Raw genomic sequence first — 16,534 nt, 5'->3', positions numbered from 1 at the left:
ACGTTGATTTCGAGTCTTGGGGAGACCCCGCCGTGACCGAGCCCCAGCCCCTCTCCGAAAACACCGCCGATGTCATCGTCGTCGGGGCCGGGCCAGCCGGTTCCACCACCGCGTACTACCTCGCGAAGGCGGGACTCGACGTCCTGCTCCTGGAGAAGACCGCGTTCCCGCGGGAGAAGGTGTGCGGTGACGGCCTGACCCCGCGTGCCACCAAGCAGCTCGTCTCGATGGGCATCGACATCTCGGAGGAAGCGGGCTGGCTCCGGAACAAGGGCCTGCGGATCATCGGCGGCGGTGTGCGTCTCCAGCTGGACTGGCCGGATCTCGCCTCCTTCCCCGACTACGGACTCGTGCGCAAGCGGGACGACTTCGACGAGCAGCTGGCGCGGCAGGCGCAGAAGGCGGGCGCGCGGCTGTACGAGCGCTGCAACGTCGGCGCCCCGATCGTCGACGACCGCACCGGCCGCATCACCGGCGTCCACGCCAAGCTCGGTGAGGAGAAGCGCGAGGTCACCTTCCACGCCCCGCTCGTCGTCGCCGCCGACGGCAACTCCACGCGCCTCTCCCTGGCGATGGGGCTGCACCGCCGCGAGGACCGTCCGATGGGCGTCGCGGTCCGCACGTACTTCACCTCGCCGCGTCACGAGGACGACTACCTGGAGTCCTGGCTGGAGCTGTGGGACCGGCGCGGCGCCGAGGACCGTCTCCTGCCCGGCTACGGCTGGATCTTCGGCATGGGCGACGGCACGTCGAACGTCGGCCTCGGCGTCCTCAACACCTCCGACTCCTTCAAGGAACTGGACTGGCGCGAGGTCCTCAAGGCCTGGTGCGCGTCCATGCCGGAGGACTGGGGCTACACCCCGGAGAACATGACGGGCCCGATCCGCGGCGCCGCCCTCCCGATGGCCTTCAACCGCCAGCCGCACTACACCAAGGGCCTGTTGCTGGTCGGCGACGCCGGCGGTCTGGTGAACCCCTTCAACGGCGAGGGCATCGCCTACGCCATGGAGTCCGGCCAGATCGCCGCCGACGTGATCGTCCAGGCGCACTCGCGTGCCACGCCGGCCCAGCGCGAACTCGCCCTCCAGCGCTACCCGCGCGTCCTCAAGGACACCTACGGCGGGTACTACACGCTCGGCCGCGCGTTCGTGAAGCTCATCGGCAACCCGAAGGTCATGAAGATCGCCACGCAGCGCGGACTGACCCACCCGATGCTGATGAAGTTCACGCTGAAGATGCTCGCGAACCTGACGGACCCGACCGGCGGCGACGCGATGGACCGGATCATCAACGGCCTGAGCAAGGTCGCGCCGAAGGCCTGACCCCGGTGTCGCCCCCACTGTCGGAGGGGGCGGCACCGGTGCCGCCCCGACCGAGGGCACGCCCCGAGGCCGCCCCGCGTGAGGGGCGGCCTCGGGCCGCTCACCGGGCCGCCCGCCCGTGGCCGTGGGAGGCGGCCGGCAAGGCCCTGTCAGGAACCGAGCGGGGCCCGCAAGGCCCCTCTCAGGAGCCGAGCGCCTCCAGATTGGCGGCCCGGCGCGCGAAGACCTCCTCGCGCCGTTCCGCCACCTGCCGCAGGGCCTCCTTGCGCTCCCGTCCGGAGAGCCGGTCCAGATAGAGCTGCCCGCCGAGGTGGTCGGTCTCGTGGGCGAGGCAGCGGGCGAAGTACCCGGTGCCCTCGACGCGGACCGGGCGGCCGTCCCTGTCCTGCCCGCGCACGACGGCCCGGTCCGGGCGCGGTACGTCCATCACGGCGCCCGGCACCGACAGGCAGCCCTCGCCCTCGTCGAGCAGCCGGCGCCCGGCCGGGTCGAGCGGCTCCAGCACCGGATTGACGATGTGCCCGACGTGCCGGACCCCCTCGTCGTCCAGGCAGTCGTAGACGAACAGGCGCAGTGCGATCCCGACCTGGTTCGCCGCGAGACCTGCGCCTTCCGCGACGTACATCGTCAGGAACATGTCGTCGATGAGCGCGGCGAGATCGGGCCCGAACTCGGTCACGTCCCGGCACGGCTTGTGCAGCACCTCCTCGCCGACCTCGGTGATCCGCCGTACCGCACCCCGCCGGGCCTCCGGCGCGAGTCGCGGATACGTGTCGACGGGGCTGCCCTGGACGAACACACGTGGCATGACGGTCTCTCCCGGTGATTGTGAGGATGCTGTGGGTGGCGGGCCGACGGGGTTCCGGCTTCCGGAGCCCCTCCCTACCCTCCGTTGCTCATGACAACAGAACACGCGCAGCAGTCCCAGGAGCACATCGGACAGACCCGCAGACGCTTCCTGGCCGCGGCCGGAGGAGCGGTCGGAGCCACGGCCGCCGCCGTCTCCTTAGGGCCGGCCGGGAGTGCCGCGGCCGCTCCGGCCGCGGGCAGGCGGGTCGCCGTCCTCGGCGGCGGGGTCTCGGGCCTCAGCGCCGCCCACGAACTCGCCGAGCGCGGCTACGCCGTGACCGTCTACGAGTACTACGACCGACTCGGCGGCAAGGCCCGCTCGATGGACGTCCCCGGGACCGGCGCCGGCGGACGCGCACCGCTGCCCGGCGAGCACGGCTTCCGCTTCTTTCCCGGTTTCTACCGGAACCTCCCGGACACGATGCGCCGCATCCCCTTCCCCGGCAACGCGGGCGGAGTCCACGACAACCTCCGCGGCGGCACCGAGGCGCTGTTCGCGCGGAACTCGGGCCGGCCCGACCTCCACTTCCCGCTGCGCCGGGCCACCACTCCGCCCGCCCCCGGCGACATCACGCCGTCCTGGCTCCGCGACCAGATCCTGTCGGTCCTCGACCTCGGCACCCGCCTGCCGGCCCACGAGGCCGCCTACTTCGCCGACCGGCTGCTCGTCCACCTCACCAGCTGTGACGCCCGCCGTGAGGACCAGTGGGAGAAGGTGTCCTGGTGGGACTTCATCCGCGCCGGCGAGATGAGCACGGAGTACCAGACCCTGCTGGGCATCGGGCAGACCCGCAACCTCGTCGCCACCCGTGCCGAGATCGCCTCCACCCGCACGGTCGGCCGCGTCATCATCGAGGCCCTCCTGCTGTGGGGGCTGCTGGGCCGCGGCATGGACGGCGACGCCGACGTCGACCGCGTCCTGAACGCGCCGACGAGCGAAGCGTGGATCGACCCCTGGGAGACGCATCTGCGCTCCCTCGGTGTCGAGTTCGTCCTCGGCACCCAGGTCCGGGAGGTGCTGTACGCGCAGGGCCGGGTGACGGGGGTGCGTGTGTCGGACCGTGACGGGGGCCGGGAACGGACGGTCACCGCCGACCACTACCTCTCCGCGATGCCCGTGGAGCACGCCCGCGCGACCTGGGGCCCCGCCCTGCGCGCGGCGGACCGGCAGCTCGGCCGGTGCGACGCGCTGAGGACGGACTGGATGACCGGCGTGATGTTCTACCTGCGCACGCCCACCCCGGTCGTGCACGGCCACATCAACTGCCTCGACTCACCGTGGTCGGTGACGGGTATCGGACAGGCCCAGTTCTGGGACGTACGGGACTTTTCGCGCGACTACGGCGACGGCGAGGCCCACGACTGCCTGTCCGTGATCGTCTCCGAGTGGGACAAGCCCGGGATCCTGTACGGCAGGACGGCCCGTGAGTGCACCAAGGACGAGATCGTCGCCGAACTGTGGGCGCAGCTGAAGGACGGGCTGAACGACTCGGGGAAGACGACGCTCAGGGACGAGGACCGGATCGGCTGGTTCATGGACCCGGCCGTGACGGGTCTGGGCGGCCCGGACCCGCAGAACCGCGAGCAGCTCCTCATCCACCCCACGGGCACGCTCTACAACCGGCCCACCGCCGGCACCGCGGTCCCGAACTTCTTCCTCGCCGGTGACTACGTCCGCACGGACGTCGACCTGGCGACGATGGAGGGCGCCAACGAATCGGCGCGGCGGGCCGTCAACGCACTGCTGGAAGCGGACGATTCGGACATCGAGCGGTGTCGCGTCTGGGAGCTGTACCGCCCCCCGGAGATGGAGCCGCTGAAGCGGGTGGACGAACTCCGCCACAAGCTCGGCCTGCCGAACACCTTCGACCTCGGATAGGCGACCCGGACAGGGGCGCGGAGCCGGAGGGAGGCGGGAAGGCGGCGGCACGGAGCCGGCGGCGGGCAGCACGAAAGGGCCGCCGCCTCAGAGGCGGCGGCCCTCACGGCGAGGGCTCAGAGGACGCGGACCGCGCCCGTGGCCGGATAGCCCGAAAGGTCCTGAATCACCACACCCTTGGAGGGGTTGGCGGCGTCCAGGTACTGGCCGTTCCCGATGTACACACCCACGTGGTACGCCGAACCGGCGGAACCCCAGTACAGGATGTCGCCGACCTGAAGGTTGGACAGCGAGACCGGCGTGCCGGACGTCGACTGGTCCTGCGAGACGCGCGGCAGGTCGACACCGACCTGCTTGAACGCGGCCTGCACGAGGCCCGAGCAGTCCCACGCGTTCGGGCCCGTGCCGCCCATGACGTAGGCGTCGCCGACCTGCGCCTTGAGGAAGGCGACGACGGTCGCGACGCTTCCGCTGGCCGGGGCGGAGACGTTCGTGGAGGCGGAGGCGGACAGGGTGGTCCGCTCCGAGGAGCGCGAGGCGGCCTCGTCGGCGGCAGCCCTGCGCGCGGCTTCGGCGGCGGCCTTCTTCTTGGCCTCGGCCTTCTGCTTGGCCTCGGCGAGGTCCGCCTTGGCCTGCTTTGCGGCCTTTGCGGCGGCCGCGTCACGCTCCGCCTGCAGCTCGTAGTTGGCCGCGGCCTGCTGGGTGGCGTCCGCGGACTGCGCGACCTGGGTGGCCAGGTCGGCCGTCAGGGTGGGCAGTTCGAGGGTCTGCGTCACGGGCTCGGCGGCGTTCGCCGAACCGGACGCACCGGCCACGGCCAGGGTGCTGAGAACGCCACCGGCAACTCCGGCGCGCATCGCGAGCGCCGACGCGTTGCGACGGGGTTTCCGGTGGCTTCGTATGTGAGCGGTGTGGGACATGGGTACAAGCGGTACCAGGGGCTCCTCCATACCTTCAAGAAACGTGTGGTGCGCCACAGTTGTTCAATCGGCCGCCGAAATCGACGCGGGTAACTCTTTATTGACGCCGTAACGGGCATTGCGGACAGCCCTCACCAAGCCCGTGATCATGGGCTTTCTGCATTACGTCCGAATTGCCCGCCACCTACCACCGGTTGAAGCCGATGGCCAAGCCCGGCTTATCTGACCCATAGGCAGATGTGGCGCAGGTCACGGAACGGTCACCGGGGCGACGGCGTCCCGCGCGTGAGTTCCACCCGCCCCCCGCTCGTGAACGCGTGCACGCGTCCACATCGGCCGCGAAGCTCCCTCCGAAGTGTGAACGCGGTCCTCTATCAAGGGTCCGCGTCCAACTCGAATTTGCATGCAGAGGAAGTCTCTTGATATGGAGACGCCGCCTCGGACCTGCGGTGACGAGCGGAAATGTCACCTCTGGTGATCGACCGGACGCTTCGCGTATGAAGATCACTGCTCATACGACTTCATGATCGTTCGTCAGGTGGTGGAGATCACAAAGCTTGTGTAATACCCCGTGTCGCAGATCACAGACCGGCGGGCATAAGATGCGAGGCAGTTGGGCTTGTGACCTGCTTCACATGTTCGCGATCTTCGCCGGGACGGGTGGAGCTCGTGGGGCCTGTGGGGCGGGAGTGCTTGCCCGCCGAACCGCCACCAGTCAGTGCCGACTGAGAGGAGCGAGGAGCGTGAACGCGTATGCGCCGATCCTCGTACTGGGAGCCCTCGGGGCAGGCTTTGCGATCTTCTCCGTGGTCATGGCCACGCTGATCGGTCCGAAGCGGTACAACCGCGCCAAGCTCGAAGCCTACGAGTGCGGCATCGAGCCGACCCCCACGCCGGCCGGCGGCGGGCGCTTCCCCATCAAGTACTACCTGACGGCGATGCTCTTCATCGTCTTCGACATCGAGATCGTCTTCCTCTACCCCTGGGCCGTCACCTTCGACGCCCTGGGTGTTTTCGGGCTCGTGGAGATGCTGCTCTTCGTGCTCACCGTCTTCGTCGCGTACGCGTACGTATGGCGGCGCGGCGGCCTGGAATGGGACTGAGGGGCCTTAAGACATGGGACTCGAAGAAAAGCTGCCGAGCGGATTCCTGCTGACCACCGTCGAGCAGGCCGCGGGCTGGGTGCGCAAGGCGTCCGTCTTCCCCGCGACGTTCGGACTCGCCTGTTGTGCCATCGAGATGATGACCACCGGCGCCGGGCGCTACGACCTGGCGCGCTTCGGCATGGAGGTCTTCCGCGGGTCGCCGCGACAGGCGGACCTGATGATCGTCGCCGGCCGGGTCAGCCAGAAGATGGCGCCGGTGCTGCGGCAGGTCTACGACCAGATGCCCAACCCCAAGTGGGTCATCTCCATGGGGGTTTGTGCCTCATCAGGTGGAATGTTCAACAACTACGCCATTGTGCAGGGAGTCGACCACATCGTCCCGGTCGACATCTATTTGCCGGGCTGTCCGCCACGGCCCGAGATGCTGATGGACGCGATCCTCAAGCTCCACCAGAAGATCCAGACCTCCAAGCTCGGCGTGAACGCCGAGGAGGCGGCCCGCGAGGCGGAGGAAGCGGCGCTCAAGGCGCTTCCCACCATCGAGATGAAGGGCCTGCTGCGGTGAGCGACGCGAACGGCAACGGAGTCAACCCCGAGAAGGACCTCGGAGCCTCGAACCTCCCCGGCCAGCGCGGCGAGGGCGGCGAGGAGATCCGCGTCCAGCGGGGCATGTTCGGCGCCAACAACGGCGGCGACACCACGGGCTACGGCGGCCTGGTCCGCTCCGTCCGGCTCCCGGGCCCGGCCACCCGCCCCTACGGCGGCTGGTTCGACGAGGTCGCCGACGAGCTGGAGGGTGCCCTGGAGGAACAGGGACTCGTCGCCGACAACGCCGTCGAGAAGACGGTCGTCGACCGCGGCGAGATCACCTTCCACATCGAGCGCGAGCACCTGGTCCGCGTCGCCCAGACCCTGCGCGACGACCCGGCCCTCCGCTTCGAGCTGTGCACCGGTGTCTCCGGGGTCCACTACCCGCACGACAAGGGCCGCGAGCTGCACGCCGTCTACCACCTGCGCTCGATCACCCACAACCGGTTGATCCGGCTGGAGGTCAGCGCCCCCGACGCCGACCCGCACGTCCCCTCGCTCGTCTCCGTCTATCCGACCAACGACTGGCACGAGCGCGAGACGTACGACTTCTTCGGACTGATCTTCGACGGCCACCCGGCACTGACGCGGATCATGATGCCGGACGACTGGCAAGGCTTTCCGCAGCGCAAGGACTACCCCCTCGGCGGCATCCCCGTCGAGTACAAGGGCGCCCAGATCCCGGCTCCGGACCAGCGGAGGTCGTACTCATGAGCACGCAGACCCCTTCTTCTGCATCAGCCGCATCGGCCCGCGAGACGACCGAGGGCACCGTCTACACGGTCACCGGCGGTGACTGGGACGAGATCGCCCAGACCGCGGCCGCCTCCGACGACGAGCGCATCATCGTCAACATGGGTCCGCAGCACCCGTCCACGCACGGCGTGCTCCGGCTCATCCTGGAGATCGACGGCGAGACGGTCACCGAGGCCCGCTGCGGCATCGGGTACCTCCACACCGGCATCGAGAAGAACCTCGAGTTCCGCACGTGGACGCAGGGCACCACGTTCGTGACGCGCATGGACTACCTGACGCCGTTCTTCAACGAGACGGCGTACTGCCTCGCGGTCGAGAAGCTCCTCGGCATCGAGGACCAGGTCCCCGACCGCGCCTCGATCATCCGCGTCCTCATGATGGAGCTGAACCGGCTCTCGTCCCACCTGGTGTGCATCGCCACCGGCGGCATGGAGCTCGGCGCCACCACGATCATGATCTACGGATTCCGTGATCGTGAACTCATTCTCGACATCTACGAGCTGATCACCGGCCTGCGGATGAACCACGCGTACATCCGCCCCGGCGGCCTGGCCCAGGACCTGCCCCCGGGCGCCGTGGACCAGATCCGCGAGTTCGTGAAGAAGATGAAGAAGAACCTTCCCGAGTACGACAAGCTCGCCACCGGGAACCCCATCTTCAAGGCCCGCATGCAGGACGTCGGCTACCTCGACCTGGCCGGCTGCATGGCCCTCGGTGCCACCGGCCCGATCCTCCGCTCCGCCGGCCTGCCGCACGACCTGCGCAAGTCCCAGCCGTACTGCGGCTACGAGACGTACGACTTCGAGGTGCCGACCGCCGACACCTGCGACTCCTACGGCCGCTTCCTGATCCGTCTGGAGGAGATGCGGCAGTCGCTGCGCATCGTCGAGCAGTGCCTGGACCGGCTCCAGCCGGGCCCGGTCATGGTCGCCGACAAGAAGATCGCCTGGCCCGCCCAGCTCGCGCTCGGCCCCGACGGTCTCGGCAACTCCCTCGACCACATCAAGAACATCATGGGCACCTCCATGGAGGCCCTGATCCACCACTTCAAGCTGGTGACCGAAGGCTTCCGCGTCCCGCCGGGCCAGGCGTACGTGGCGGTCGAATCGCCCAAGGGCGAGCTCGGGGTGCACGTCGCGTCCGACGGAGGCACCCGTCCCTACCGGGTCCACTTCCGGGACCCGTCCTTCACCAATCTCCAGGCCATGGCGGCGATGTGCGAGGGCGGCCAGGTCGCCGACGTCATCGTCGCCGTGGCGTCCATCGACCCCGTGATGGGAGGCGTCGACCGGTGACCACCACCCCCTCCGAGGGCGTCAGCCTGGGCATGCCCCACCTGCCCGCGCCCGACTACCCGGACGACGTCCGGGCCAGGCTCGAAGCCGACGCGCGGGAGGTCGTCGCCCGCTATCCGGACTCCCGCTCGGCGCTCCTGCCGTTGCTGCACCTCGTGCAGTCGGAGGAGGGCCACGTCACGCGGACGGGAATGCGGTTCTGCGCGGAGGTGCTCGGCCTGACCACGGCCGAGGTCACCGCGGTCGCGACCTTCTACTCGATGTACCGGCGCAAGCCCTCCGGCGACTACCAGGTGGGCGTCTGCACCAACACCCTGTGCGCGGTCATGGGCGGCGACGCGATCTTCGAGGCACTCCAGGACCACCTGGGCGTCGGCAACGGCGAGACCACCGAGGACGGCAAGGTCACCCTGGAGCACATCGAGTGCAACGCGGCCTGCGACTTCGCGCCGGTCGTGATGGTCAACTGGGAGTTCTTCGACAACCAGACCGTGGACTCCGCGAAGCGCCTCGTCGACGACCTGGTCGCGGGAGCACAGGTCGAGCCCACCCGCGGTGCCCCGCTGTGCACCTTCAAGGACACCGCCCGGATTCTCGCGGGCTTCCCCGACGAGCGCGCCGGAGCCGTCGAGGCGAGCGGCGGCGCCGGTCACGCGTCGCTGATCGGGCTCCGGCTGGCCAAGGGAGAGGCCGCCCCCGCGCGCGTGGTGCACCCGCGCGGCGGCGGGGCGCCTCAGGACCAGCCGCACGCCGAGCACCTGAGCTCGCACGACGCGCCGCAGGACACATCGGCCTCCGACCCGGCCCACCCGGCGGGTCCCGTCGCCGAGGAGGGGGAGTGATGACCTTGTCCACCCAATACGGGAGCACGTCGCAGCCGGAGGCCGGGGGAGAGTCCAGCCCCGAGAAGCTGCTGGCGCCCGTGCTCTCGGCCTTCTGGGACGAGGAGAAGTCCTGGACGCTGGACGTCTACCGCAGGCACGACGGATACGAGGGTCTGCGCAAGGCGCTCGCGATGTCGCCCGACGACCTCATCGCCTATGTCAAGGAATCGGGACTGCGCGGTCGGGGCGGTGCCGGATTCCCCACCGGAATGAAGTGGCAGTTCATTCCGCAGGGCGACGGAAAGCCGCACTATCTGGTTGTCAACGCCGACGAGTCGGAGCCGGGAACCTGCAAGGACATCCCGCTCCTCTTCGCGAACCCGCACAGCCTCATCGAGGGCATCGTGATCGCGTGCTACGCCATCCGGTCCTCGCACGCCTTCATTTACCTGCGCGGTGAAGTGGTCCCCGTCCTGCGACGGTTGCACGAGGCCGTACGTGAGGCCTACGCGGCGGGCTATCTCGGCGAGAACATCCTGGGCAGCGGACTCGACCTCCAGCTCACCGTGCACGCGGGCGCGGGCGCGTACATCTGCGGCGAGGAGACCGCACTGCTCGACTCGCTCGAAGGCCGCCGTGGCCAACCGCGGCTCCGTCCCCCCTTCCCTGCGGTCGCGGGCCTCTATGCGTGCCCGACTGTGGTGAACAACGTCGAATCCATCGCATCCGTTCCCGCGATCCTGCACAAAGGCAAGGAATGGTTCAGGTCGATGGGCAGCGAGAAGTCCCCGGGCTTCACGCTCTACTCGCTCAGCGGCCATGTCGCGAGCCCCGGCCAGTACGAGGCCCCGCTCGGCATCACCCTGCGCCAACTCCTCGACATGAGCGGCGGGATGCGGCCCGGCCACCGGCTGAAGTTCTGGACGCCGGGCGGGTCCTCCACGCCGATGTTCACCGACGAGCACCTCGACGTCCCCCTCGACTACGAAGGGGTCGGCGCCGCGGGTTCCATGCTCGGCACCAAGGCGCTCCAGTGCTTCGACGAGACGACCTGCGTGGTGCGGGCCGTCACACGGTGGACCGAGTTCTACGCCCACGAGTCCTGCGGCAAGTGCACGCCGTGCCGTGAAGGGACGTACTGGCTCGTGCAGTTGCTGCGCGACATCGAGGCCGGCAAGGGCCTCATGTCCGACCTCGACAAGCTGAACGACATCGCCGACAACATCAACGGCAAGTCGTTCTGCGCCCTCGGCGACGGCGCCGCCTCGCCGATCTTCTCCTCGCTCAAGTACTTCCGTGAGGAGTACGAGCAGCACATCACGGGCCGCGGCTGCCCCTTTGACCCGGCCAAGTCCACCGCTTGGGCCGACCGCACGGAGGTGAACGCATGACAGTGACCACCAGCGCTCCCTCCGGAGGCGGGGAGGCGGCGGTCCCGCGGGAAGATCTCGTCTCGCTGACGATCGACGGCGCCGAGATCAGCGTGCCGAAGGGCACCCTGGTCATCCGGGCCGCCGAAGAGCTCGGCATCGAGATCCCCCGGTTCTGCGACCATCCGCTGCTCGACCCGGCGGGCGCCTGCCGCCAGTGCATCGTCGAGGTCGAGGGCCAGCGCAAGCCCATGGCGTCCTGCACGATCACGTGTACGGACGGGATGGTCGTCAAGACTCATCTCACCTCCCCGGTGGCGGAGAAGGCCCAGCAGGGTGTGATGGAGCTGCTGCTCATCAACCACCCGCTGGACTGCCCGGTCTGCGACAAGGGCGGCGAGTGCCCGCTGCAGAACCAGGCCATGTCGCACGGCAACGCCGAGTCCCGCTTCGAGGGCAGGAAGCGGACGTACGAGAAGCCGGTGCCGATCTCCACGCAGGTGCTGCTCGACCGGGAGCGGTGCGTGCTGTGCGCCCGCTGCACCCGCTTCTCCAACCAGATCGCCGGCGACCCGATGATCGAGCTGATCGAGCGCGGCGCGCTCCAGCAGGTCGGAATCGGTGAGGGCGACCCCTTCGAGTCGTACTTCTCCGGCAACACCATCCAGATCTGCCCGGTCGGCGCGCTGACGTCGTCGGCGTACCGATTCCGCTCGCGCCCCTTCGACCTCATCTCCTCGCACTCCGTGTGCGAGCACTGCTCCGGAGGGTGCGCCACGCGCACCGACCACCGGCGCGGCAAGGTCATGCGGCGCCTCGCGGCCCCGGACCCCGAGGTCAACGAGGAGTGGATCTGCGACAAGGGACGGTTCGGGTTCCGGTACGCGCAGCAGCGCGACCGCCTGGAGACGCCCCTCGTGCGCGGTGCCTCGGGTCAGCTGGAGCCCGCCTCCTGGCCGGAGGCACTGGAGGCGGCGGCGCAGGGGCTGCTCGCGGCCCGGGGCCGGACCGGTGTCCTCACCGGCGGCCGGCTCACCGTCGAGGACGCCTACGCCTACAGCAAGTTCGCGCGCGTGGCCCTCGACACGAACGACATCGACTTCCGCGCGCGCGTGCACAGCGCCGAGGAGGCCGACTTCCTGGCGGCCCGCGTCGCCGGACGGGGCCGGGACCTGGACGGCTCGGGCGTCACGTACACCTCCCTGGAGAAGGCGCCCGCCGTCCTGCTTGTCGGCTTCGAGTCGGAGGAGGAGGCACCCGGAGTCTTCCTGCGGCTGCGCAAGGCCTGGCGCGGGCACCGTCAGAAGACCTTCTCGCTGGCCACGCACGCGACGCGCGGACTGGAGAAGGCGGGTGGTGTCCTGCTGGCCGCCGCTCCCGGCACCGAGACCGAATGGCTCGACGCCCTCGCGAGCGGCGTCGGCCTGGAGGGCGACGGAGCAGAGGCCGCGCAGGCGCTGCGCACCGAGGGCGCCGTGATCGTCGTCGGTGAACGCCTCGCCTCCGTGGTCGGCGGGCTCACCGCGGCCGTACGCGCCGCGTCCGCGACAGGCGCCCAGCTGGTGTGGATCCCGCGCCGGGCAGGCGAGCGCGGCGCGATCGAGGCGGGCGCGCTGCCGTCGCTGCTGCCGGGCGGACGCCCGGCCACCGACCCCCGCGCGCGGGAGGAGGTCGCCGCCGCCTGGGGCGTCTCCGAGCTCCCGCACCGCTACGGCCGTGACACCGGCCAGATCGTCGAGGCCGCCGCGGGCGGCGAACTGCGGGCCCTGCTGGTGGCGGGCGTGGAGGTCGCAGACCTCCCCGACCCGGCACGCGCGCGTGCCGCCCTGTCCGAAGTGGGCTTCGTGGTGTCGCTGGAGCAGCGTCCCAGCGAGGTCACCGAGCGCGCCGACGTGGTGCTTCCCGTCGCCGCCGTCGCCGAGAAGGCGGGCACCTTCCTCAACTGGGAGGGCCGCGCCCGCCTCTTCGAAGCCGCGCTCAAGCCCGACCAGATGACCCGCCGCCTGGCACCCACCGACGCTCGCATCCTGCAGATGCTGGCCGACGCCATGGACGTGCACCTGGGCCTGCCGGACCTGCACACCGCGCGCGGCGAGCTGGACCGGCTCGGCGCCTGGGACGGCCCGCGGGCCACCGAGCCCCTGGAGACGGCCGTGCAGCTGCCGCGTCCGGCCGCCGGGGAGGCCGTCCTCGCCGGACACCGTCTGCTGCTCGACCAGGGCCGCCTCCAGGAGGGCGACGCGGCGCTCGCCGGGACCCGGCACGCCGCACGCGCGCGCGTGTCGGCCGCCACGGCCGCCGAGGCGGGCGTCGGGAACGGCGACCTCCTCGCCGTGACCGGCCCCTCCGGGGTGGTCGAACTCCCCCTCCAGATCACCGAGATGCCCGACCGCGTGGTCTGGCTCCCGCTGAACTCCGCCGGAACGGGCGTCGCCTCCGACACCGGGGCGCAGCCCGGCGCACTCGTCCGTATCGGTCCGGCGAGCTCTGCCGCCGAGGCTCCCAAGGAGGTGGAGGCATGAGCCCGTACCTCGCCGCTGAAGACCTCTCCATGTTCGGCCGCGACCCGTGGTGGCTGGTCGTCATCAAGGCGGTCTTCTGCTTCGCCTTCCTCATGCTGACCGTGCTCTTCTCCATCGTGTGGGAGCGCAAGGTCGTCGCGTGGATGCAGCTGCGCATCGGCCCGAACCGGCACGGCCCCTGGGGCATGCTCCAGTCGCTGGCCGACGGCATCAAGCTGATGCTCAAGGAAGACGTCATCGTCAAACGCGCGGACAAGGTGGTCTACGTCCTCGCGCCGATCGTCGCGGCCATCCCGGCCTTCATGGCGATCGCGGTGATCCCCTTCGGCCCCGCGGGCAACGAGATCTCGATCTTCGGCCACCGCACCACGATGCAGCTGACCGACCTGCCGATCGCGATGCTCTACATCCTCGCGGTCGCCTCCGTCGGCATCTACGGCATCGTGCTGGCGGGCTGGAGCTCCGGATCGACCTACCCCCTGCTGGGCGGTCTGCGGTCCTGCGCACAGATGATCTCCTACGAGATCGCCATGGGCGCCGCCTTCGCCTCGGTGTTCCTCTACTCCGGGTCGATGTCCACCTCGACGATCGTCGAGCAGCAGCAGGACCGCTGGTACATCATCCTGCTGCCGGTCTCGTTCCTGATCTACATCGTGACGATGGTCGGCGAGACCAACCGCGCGCCGTTCGACATGCCGGAGTCCGAGGGCGACCTCGTCGGCGGCTTCAACACCGAGTACTCGTCGATCAAGTTCGCGATGTTCATGCTCGCCGAGTACGTGAACATGGTGACGGTCTCGGCGGTGTCGGTGACGCTCTTCCTGGGCGGCTGGCGGGCCCCGTGGCCGATCAGCACCTTCTGGGAGGGCGCCAACCACGGCTGGTGGCCGATGGCGTGGTTCGTCATCAAGGTGCAGCTGCTGCTCTTCTTCTTCATCTGGCTGCGCGGCACACTCCCGCGCGTCCGCTACGACCAGCTGATGAAGCTCGGCTGGAAGGTGCTCATCCCGGTCTCCGTGGTCTGGCTGATGCTCGTCGCGACCGTGCGGACGCTCAGGAACGAGAACTACGACTTCGCGGACATCGCCCTGTACGTGGGCGGCGGCGTCCTCGTCCTGCTGCTGCTCTCCTTCGTCGCGGACATCTTCCGCGACAAGCAGGGGGCCCCGGAGGTGCCCGCCGAACCCGCCGCCTTCGACCCGATGGCCGGTGGATTCCCCGTGCCGCCGCTGCCGGGTCAGGAGTTGCCGCCGGTGCCGAGGCGCCGCTCGCGCCGCGAGCGGGAGCTCATTGTCAGTGGCGGGTCCGATACTGCGAGTGACGGATCAATGGGTGGATCTCGTGACGGAAAGGAGGGGTCCGATGGCTGAGGAGCCGAAGGAGACCAAGCAGGGTTTCCAGAACCCCGTCGCCGGCTTCGGCGTGACCTTCAAGGCCATGTTCAAGAAGCGGCTGACGGAGCAGTACCCGGAGCAGCAGAAGACCACCGCTCCGCGGTTCCACGGCCGGCACCAGCTCAATCGCCACCCGGACGGCCTGGAGAAGTGCGTCGGCTGTGAGCTCTGCGCCTGGGCCTGTCCCGCGGACGCGATCTACGTGGAGGGTGCGGACAACACCGACGAGGAGCGCTACTCGCCGGGCGAGCGGTACGGCCGCGTCTACCAGATCAACTACGCCCGCTGCATCCTGTGCGGACTGTGCATCGAGGCGTGCCCCACGCGCGCGCTCACGATGACGAACGAGTTCGAGCTGGCCGACTCCAGCCGGGCCAACCTCATCTACACCAAGGAGCAGCTGCTCGCCGGGCTCGACGAGGGCATGGTCGACACACCGCACGCGATCTTCCCGGGCACCGACGAGCAGGACTACTACCGGGGCCTGGTGACCGAGGCCGCGCCCGGCACGCAGCGCCAAGTGGCCGTCTCCAAGGGCGAGGTGCCCGTCTCGGCGAACACGCCGGGTGCGCCCGCAGGCGAGGAGGCGGAGGGATGAGCGCGCAGCTGGCCGCATACTCCACCTCCACCGGGGAGGCCTTCCAGTTCTGGGTCCTGGGCACCGTCGCCGTGATCGGCGCCCTGTGCACCGTCTTCATGCGGAAGGCCGTGCACAGCGCGCTCTGCCTCGCCGGGACCATGATCATCCTCGCGGTGTTCTACCTGGCCAACGGCGCGTACTTCCTGGGCATCGTCCAGATCGTCGTCTACACGGGCGCGATCATGATGCTGTTCCTGTTCGTGGTCATGCTCGTCGGTGTCACCGCGGCGGACTCGCTGAAGGAGACCATCAAGGGGCAGCGCTGGCTGGCCCTGGTGTGCGGTCTCGGCTTCGGCGTCCTGCTCCTCGGCGGCATCGGCAACGCCTCCATCAAGGACTTCAACGGCCTGGCCAAGGCGAACGCGAACGGCAATGTGGAAGGCCTCGCCGCCCTCATCTTCACGAAGTACGTGTTCGCGTTCGAGATCACCGGCGCGCTGCTCATCACGGCCGCCGTCGGCGCCATGGTGCTCACGCACCGCGAGCGCACCGAGCGTCCCAAGACCCAGCGCGAGATGGCCGAGCAGCGTGTGCGCGAGGGCAAGCACGTACCGCCGCTCCCGGCGCCCGGCGTCTACGCCCGGCACAACGCGGTGGACATCGCGGGCCTGCTCCCCGACGGCACCCCGTCCGAGCTGACCGTGAACAAGACGCTGCGCGAGCGCGGCCAGATCCGTGACGTGTCGACCGAGGCACTGAGCGATCTGAAGGCCCTGGAGCAGCGTGCCGAGGAGCGCCTGGAGCGCACGAAGACGGGGGAGGGGTCCAAGTGAACCCGGTCAACTACCTCTATCTCGCGGCCTTGTTGTTCACGATCGGCGCCACCGGCGTACTGATCAGACGCAACGCGATCGTGGTGTTCATGTGCATCGAGCTCATGCTCAACGCCTGCAACCTCGCGTTCGTCGCCTTCTCCCGCATGCACGGCAATCTCGACGGCCAGATCATCGCCTTCTTCACGATGGTCGTCGCCGCCGCGGAGGTCGTGGTCGGGCTCGCGATCATCGTGTCGCTGTTCCGCTCCCGCCACTCGGCCTCGGTCGACGACGCCAGCCTGATGAAGCTCTGA

The 16,534-nt window shown here is 69.5% G+C and carries 15 protein-coding genes; 13 read left to right on the top strand and 2 right to left on the bottom strand.

The features are described from left to right. The first annotated feature begins 32 nt into the window (after positions 1-32). Positions 33-1,322 (top strand): geranylgeranyl reductase family protein, encoded by a 1,290-nt coding sequence (locus ACZ4IF_RS35835; RefSeq protein ID WP_095935930.1) that lies wholly within the window; start codon positions 33-35, stop codon positions 1,320-1,322. 181 nt (positions 1,323-1,503) lie between these two features. On the opposite strand, the gene def is transcribed toward ACZ4IF_RS35835, so the two are convergent. Next, positions 1,504-2,130, bottom strand: a complete 627-nt coding sequence (gene def / locus ACZ4IF_RS35830) for a peptide deformylase (protein ID WP_467570679.1) — start codon at positions 2,128-2,130, stop codon at positions 1,504-1,506. 90 nt (positions 2,131-2,220) lie between these two features. On the opposite strand from def, the gene ACZ4IF_RS35825 reads away from it, so the two are divergent. Further along, positions 2,221-4,050 (top strand): hydroxysqualene dehydroxylase, encoded by a 1,830-nt coding sequence (locus ACZ4IF_RS35825; protein ID WP_467570677.1) that lies wholly within the window; start codon positions 2,221-2,223, stop codon positions 4,048-4,050. Between the two features lie 116 nt (positions 4,051-4,166). Here the strand turns inward: ACZ4IF_RS35825 and ACZ4IF_RS35820 are convergent, their stop codons facing one another. Beyond that, positions 4,167-5,000, bottom strand: coding sequence for a C40 family peptidase (locus ACZ4IF_RS35820; RefSeq protein WP_467570674.1), 834 nt, complete (start codon positions 4,998-5,000; stop codon positions 4,167-4,169). 713 nt (positions 5,001-5,713) lie between these two features. On the opposite strand from ACZ4IF_RS35820, the gene ACZ4IF_RS35815 reads away from it, so the two are divergent. From ACZ4IF_RS35815 to nuoK, 11 genes are read left to right on the top strand one after another with little or no spacing between them, the layout of a single operon-like run. Beyond that, positions 5,714-6,073, top strand: a complete 360-nt coding sequence (locus tag ACZ4IF_RS35815) for an NADH-quinone oxidoreductase subunit A (RefSeq protein WP_007383963.1) — start codon at positions 5,714-5,716, stop codon at positions 6,071-6,073. Between the two features lie 13 nt (positions 6,074-6,086). After that, positions 6,087-6,641 (top strand): NuoB/complex I 20 kDa subunit family protein, encoded by a 555-nt coding sequence (locus ACZ4IF_RS35810; protein WP_003998928.1) that lies wholly within the window; start codon positions 6,087-6,089, stop codon positions 6,639-6,641. Then, complete coding sequence (locus tag ACZ4IF_RS35805; protein ID WP_467570672.1) at positions 6,638-7,378, top strand: NADH-quinone oxidoreductase subunit C; 741 nt, start codon at positions 6,638-6,640, stop codon at positions 7,376-7,378. The genes ACZ4IF_RS35810 and ACZ4IF_RS35805 overlap by 4 nt, the downstream gene beginning before the upstream one ends. Beyond that, entirely contained in the window at positions 7,375-8,715 is a 1,341-nt protein-coding gene (locus ACZ4IF_RS35800; protein ID WP_467570669.1) for an NADH-quinone oxidoreductase subunit D, read from the top strand. The genes ACZ4IF_RS35805 and ACZ4IF_RS35800 overlap by 4 nt, the downstream gene beginning before the upstream one ends. Next, the gene (gene nuoE, locus ACZ4IF_RS35795) at positions 8,712-9,557 is read left to right on the top strand and encodes an NADH-quinone oxidoreductase subunit NuoE (protein ID WP_467570667.1); all 846 of its coding nucleotides are present in this window, start codon (positions 8,712-8,714) and stop codon (positions 9,555-9,557) included. The genes ACZ4IF_RS35800 and nuoE overlap by 4 nt, the downstream gene beginning before the upstream one ends. After that, positions 9,557-10,930 carry an NADH-quinone oxidoreductase subunit NuoF gene (nuoF, locus tag ACZ4IF_RS35790; protein ID WP_467570664.1) on the top strand — a complete coding sequence of 458 codons (1,374 nt, stop codon included), beginning with the start codon at positions 9,557-9,559 and terminating at the stop codon, positions 10,928-10,930. The genes nuoE and nuoF overlap by 1 nt, the downstream gene beginning before the upstream one ends. Then, entirely contained in the window at positions 10,927-13,431 is a 2,505-nt protein-coding gene (locus tag ACZ4IF_RS35785) for an NADH-quinone oxidoreductase subunit G (RefSeq protein WP_467570661.1), read from the top strand. Before nuoF ends, ACZ4IF_RS35785 begins: the two co-directional genes overlap by 4 nt. Then, positions 13,428-14,801: an NADH-quinone oxidoreductase subunit NuoH gene (gene nuoH / locus ACZ4IF_RS35780; protein ID WP_467570659.1), complete on the top strand. Its 1,374-nt coding sequence runs from the start codon at positions 13,428-13,430 to the stop codon at positions 14,799-14,801. The genes ACZ4IF_RS35785 and nuoH overlap by 4 nt, the downstream gene beginning before the upstream one ends. Further along, the gene (gene nuoI, locus ACZ4IF_RS35775) at positions 14,794-15,423 is read left to right on the top strand and encodes an NADH-quinone oxidoreductase subunit NuoI (protein WP_467570657.1); all 630 of its coding nucleotides are present in this window, start codon (positions 14,794-14,796) and stop codon (positions 15,421-15,423) included. The genes nuoH and nuoI overlap by 8 nt, the downstream gene beginning before the upstream one ends. Next, positions 15,420-16,238 carry an NADH-quinone oxidoreductase subunit J gene (locus tag ACZ4IF_RS35770; RefSeq protein ID WP_467570655.1) on the top strand — a complete coding sequence of 273 codons (819 nt, stop codon included), beginning with the start codon at positions 15,420-15,422 and terminating at the stop codon, positions 16,236-16,238. Before nuoI ends, ACZ4IF_RS35770 begins: the two co-directional genes overlap by 4 nt. Then, positions 16,235-16,534 carry an NADH-quinone oxidoreductase subunit NuoK gene (nuoK, locus tag ACZ4IF_RS35765; protein WP_003974374.1) on the top strand — a complete coding sequence of 100 codons (300 nt, stop codon included), beginning with the start codon at positions 16,235-16,237 and terminating at the stop codon, positions 16,532-16,534. Before ACZ4IF_RS35770 ends, nuoK begins: the two co-directional genes overlap by 4 nt.

It is taken from the genome of Streptomyces sp. NPDC025784 (assembly GCF_055558435.1).
The sequence above is the reverse complement of the archived record's forward strand: the minus strand, read 5'-3'. Positions and strand labels throughout refer to the sequence as shown.